This window comes from Corynebacterium halotolerans (assembly GCF_050107895.1).
In the GTDB taxonomy this organism is placed as follows: Bacteria; Actinomycetota; Actinomycetes; order Mycobacteriales; family Mycobacteriaceae; genus Corynebacterium; species Corynebacterium halotolerans_B.
In genome coordinates, this window is record NZ_JBNILW010000033.1 from 1 (window position 1) to 3072 (window position 3072).

Below are 3072 nucleotides of genomic sequence, written 5' to 3' on the forward strand. Positions count from 1 at the left end.
TCCGAGCCTTCGGTAGCTGCTCGGTGGTGGCGGTGTGGTAACCGGTGAACCCATCCATCGCCACGACCTTCACTCGGGCCCGGAAGGACTGGTCCCGGGCAGCGAGCCAGCGACGCAGCACCTCAGCTGTTAGGGACGCGTAGTTTGAAGCGGCGTGGTAACCATCGTGAAGCACCACGGTGAGCTTCGTGAAGCGCTAACCGTCGCCACCCCCCAGACTTTCAGGTACCGCACGACAACCCGGTCGTGTGGAACCCGAAAGGATCTTCCAACCGTGACCAACTACCGGTTGATCATGCAACTGCTCCTCGGGGGCAGTTCCTACCGAGACACCCAGGCCCGCTGCGGTGCCGCGCACGCCACGATCGCCAAAGCCAGGAAAACCCTCGATCACCACAAGATCACCACCCCCGCCCAGCTCGACGGCTACCACGATGACGATCTCCACGCCCTGGTCGGCGACGGGCGGATGAGCCTGCGCGGGGAGTTCGTTCCCATCGACATGGACACCGTGCTCGCCGCTAGGACCGGACGGAAGAAAACGCCCCTGAACATCCTGTGGGCCGACTATCTCACCGTGCCGTCGGCTGGTCTGCGCCACTACAGCTACGAACGTTTCCGCCAGCTCGTCGGACAGGAAGTCCAGGTCCGCGGGCTCACCGCCCGGATCCAGCACGCCCCGGGACATACGATGCAGGTCGACTGGGCCGGGACGAAGATGCGCCTCACCGACTCTGTCACCCGCAGGACCACCAGCATCAGCGTGTTCGTCGCGACCTTGCCGTACTCCGGGATGGTCTTCGCTTGCGGGTGTGTCGATGAACGCCAACCCAACTGGCTGGCCGCCCACCGACACGCCTTCGAGTACTTCGGCGGGGTCGCTGAGGTTATCGTGCCGGATAATGCCTCCACCGCATCCAATGCCATCCGCCCCGGGGACCGGGCACGCAAGGTCAACGCCAGCTACGAGGAGTTCCTCACCCACTACAACACCGCGGCCCTTCCCACCCGACCGGTCAAACCGAAGGACAAGGGCAACGTGGAAGCCGGGGTCAAGGTGATCACGAACTGGGCGATCCGGCGACTCGCCGACCGGGAGTTCACCAACCTCGATGACCTCAACACCGCCCTGAGGGCGGCTGTCGAGGAAATCAACGACCGTACCCCGTTTAGGGACCAGCAGCTCTCCCGCCGCCAGATCTTCCATGAGGCAGAAGCCGACCTGCTGGCGGTGCTGCCTGATCAACCGTTCCTGCCGACGGTGTGGAAGAAAACCAAGGTCACCCCGGACTGGCACATCACGATCGCCACCGTGCACTACTCGGTTCCCTACCAGCATGTCGGCGACACCGTGGACGTGCGTATCCGCGGCGACCAGCTGGAGGTCTTCGCCGGGAACGCCACCATCGCCACCCACACGGTGGGCACGCAGCGCGGGGCGTATGTCACCGATGTGGCCCACTGTCCGCTGGGAATGGAGGATGCCAACAGTCCGTGGTCTTCGCAGTATTTCCTCACCCAGGCCTCACGTGTGGGACCGCACACGCAGAAGGCGATCGCTGATCTTCTGGCGTCCCGGCCCATCGTCGCCCAGGCCTATCTGCCGGCCCGCAACATCCTGGCCATGGGAAAAGGCGACAACAAGTCCATCCTCGAGGAGGCCTGCCGCCGCCTGGTCGACGAGTCCACCCGACGTCGGGCGATCTCGTATACGGCGGTGAAGAACATGATGGCCGCGGTACGTAGCGACCAGACGACACGGCCGGCGACCACCGTGCCTGCGCCACGAACACAGGCACGTTCCACGCCACCACCGCATCTGCCTGGTGACCGGGGTGGGCTACTCGGTGGGGCCAGCCAGTTCAGCCTTCAAGCCCTCACCGGCACCAGCGGGAACAAGGAGGAATCGAAGTGATGGATCCGAACCTCCACCTGGACGACACCTGGCTGGACACCTTCACCAAACTCCGGATGACCGCCTTCGGCAAAAGCGTCATCGACATCGCCAACAACCCCGACTACGACGAGTGGACCTTCTCCCAGAAGATCGCCTTTGCGCTGGACAAAGAGGTCACAGCCCGGGCGGAGCGTCGTGTTGAGAAACTACTCAAGGCATCCAGATCACCACACCCCGACGCCTGCGTAGAAGACATCGACTACCGACCAGACCGCAACCTCAACCGTGAGCTTGTCGCACGACTGGCCCACTGTCAATGGATCACCAAGGCCAGCAACGTCATCATCCTGGGGAAATCCTCCGTCGGCAAAACCTACCTCGCTCTGGCCCTGCTGAATGCGGCGTGCCGGCGTGACCACTCCGCCCGGTTTTTTAGGACCGATGACCTGGCCGCGCAGCTGGCGGTGATGGACTACCACGATCCGAAGCGTCTGCAGTTCATCAACCAGATCACCGCCACGGATCTGCTGGTCCTGGATGATTTCCTCACCACCCCGATCAGCCCGGACACCGCGAACATGCTGTTCAACATCCTCTCCGCACGCGAAGGCCGGGGATCAACGCTGGTGACCTCCCAGTTCAACCCGGAGGAATGGTACACCTCCATGGCCGACAAAGTCATCGCTGAATCCCTGCTCAACCGCCTCGTCGGTGGGGCGGAGATCATCAGCCTGGACGGGCCGAACATGAGACTCTCACCGACGATGGTCAGGTAGTCAGCTCAACGATCAAGCACCGGGGTGAACCGCTTCACGGTGCTCACCCCGGTGCTTCATCTTCGTCACCACGCCGCTTCAAACTCCACGTTCGGAACACCTCAGCCGATCGGCCCGGCACCATGTCCAGCAACCGGGCAGGTCCGATGCCGTCCACGTTCGGAGTCAGATCGACGATGACGGTGACGAAGCCGGGTGTACCGTCGCCGCGGCGGTGTTTCCACTTGTGCTCATCGACCCCCAGGACCCGGACGCCGGACAGATGGGTGGGGTCGCCGTCAACCAGCTCACGGGCCTGGTCCAGGGCGACCTGGTTGACGGTGTCCCATCCGATGTCCAGCGACTTCGCGATCGCGGCCACGCTCATCCGGTCGATCGCCAGGCGCTGGAGTATCCACC

At 63.5% G+C, this 3072-nt stretch carries 2 protein-coding genes and 2 pseudogenes; 2 read left to right on the plus strand and 2 right to left on the minus strand.

The annotated features are described in order from the left end of the window. A pseudogene (locus ACQCVD_RS15375) lies at nucleotides 1-130 on the minus strand (transposase); the annotation flags it as partial. 144 nt (nucleotides 131-274) lie between these two features. On the opposite strand from ACQCVD_RS15375, the gene istA reads away from it, so the two are divergent. Then, complete coding sequence (istA, locus tag ACQCVD_RS15380; protein ID WP_426824658.1) at nucleotides 275-1915, plus strand: IS21 family transposase; 1641 nt, start codon at nucleotides 275-277, stop codon at nucleotides 1913-1915. Then, the gene (locus tag ACQCVD_RS15385) at nucleotides 1915-2673 is read left to right on the plus strand and encodes an ATP-binding protein (RefSeq protein WP_426824659.1); all 759 of its coding nucleotides are present in this window, start codon (nucleotides 1915-1917) and stop codon (nucleotides 2671-2673) included. Before istA ends, ACQCVD_RS15385 begins: the two co-directional genes overlap by 1 nt. A 64-nt stretch (nucleotides 2674-2737) precedes the next feature. Here ACQCVD_RS15385 and ACQCVD_RS15390 read toward each other — a convergent pair. Next, nucleotides 2738-3072, minus strand: a pseudogene (locus ACQCVD_RS15390) (ISL3 family transposase); the annotation flags it as partial.

Coding starts and splice junctions, on each gene's coding strand:
- ACQCVD_RS15385 (WP_426824659.1), top strand. CDS start 1,915: ATGGATCCGAACCTCCACCTGGACGACACCTGGCTGGACACCTTCACC.